1 protein-coding gene is annotated in these 246 nt (G+C 48.4%); it reads left to right on the top strand.

What is annotated here, in order from left to right:
• Nucleotides 1-246: IS200/IS605 family accessory protein TnpB-related protein (locus OCH80_RS10335; RefSeq protein ID WP_404540696.1), on the top strand; the 246-nt coding region annotated here is incomplete at both ends.

Here is a 246-nt window from a genome sequence, read left to right as displayed (position 1 = left end):
ATCGCAACTGGCAGAAAGCCAATGTCGCCAAGAACCGCTATATGAGCCGCATCACAAATCAGCGCGATGACTATCTGCACAAGGTAACGAATCAACTGGTGAGGGAATACGATGTTATCGTCATCGAGGATTTAAAGATCAAGAACATGACGAAGAGTCACCACCTTGCCCGCTCGATTCTGCGCCAAAGTTGGGGCAGATTTCGTGCCATGCTGGAATACAAGTGCAAGAAGTACGGAAAGATCC

The organism is Lactobacillus sp. 23-2, from assembly GCF_044902225.1.
Lineage (GTDB): Bacteria > Bacillota > Bacilli > Lactobacillales > Lactobacillaceae > Lactobacillus > Lactobacillus absianus.
Note: the sequence above shows the minus strand (reverse complement) of the source record. Positions and strands in the feature narration are given on the sequence as shown.